This window comes from Stenotrophomonas sp. STEN056, from assembly GCF_056759635.1.
Genome location: NZ_JBRRDL010000071.1, coordinates 1 through 595, shown reverse-complemented (window position 1 = coordinate 595; position 595 = coordinate 1). Strand labels below are relative to the sequence as shown.

The 595-nt window shown below is 69.9% G+C and carries 1 protein-coding gene; it reads right to left on the bottom strand.

Going from position 1 to position 595, the window contains the following annotated elements; genetic code table 11:
- The coding region (locus ACVOLO_RS18040) for a glucokinase (protein ID WP_481571701.1) at nt 1-595 on the bottom strand (595 nt) is incomplete at both ends.

Here is a 595-nt window from a genome sequence, read left to right as displayed (position 1 = left end):
TGGCAGGATGCCGCCGGCCAGGTAGATGCCGCCCTGCACGCCATAGAGCAGGGCCATGTCGCCGACGGTGGAGCCGAGGATTCCGCAGAACAGCTGCAGGGTTTCCACGGCGAGCGGGTCGCTGCCATCACAGGCGGCGGCGCTGACGGCATCGGGTGTTGTGTGCGTGGGCGTGGTGCCGCGCACCGCGCACAGTGCGTTGTAAAGGTTGAGCAGGCCGGGGCCGGAAAGGGCCTGTTCGATGGAAACATGGCTGCGGTCGCGCAGCATCTGCTGCAACACGGCCATTTCCAGTTCGGTGGTGGCCGCGAGCGAGGCCTGTCCGCCTTCGGTGGCCAGCACCACGGAGCGGTTGCCGACCGGAATCCACACCGCAGCGCCCAGGCCGGTGCCGGGGCCGATGACCAGGGTCGGGCCGCGCGGCGCGTCGGCCGGGCCGGTGAGCTGCAGGACCTGGCTGGCGCCGATGTGCGCGGCAGCGTGGGCGACGGCTTCGAAATCGTTGACCAGGTGCACGGCCTCGAAGCCCAGGTCCTGACGGATGCGGCTGGAAGACAGCGGCCAGGGCAGGTTGGCAGTGATCACCGTGCCGTCG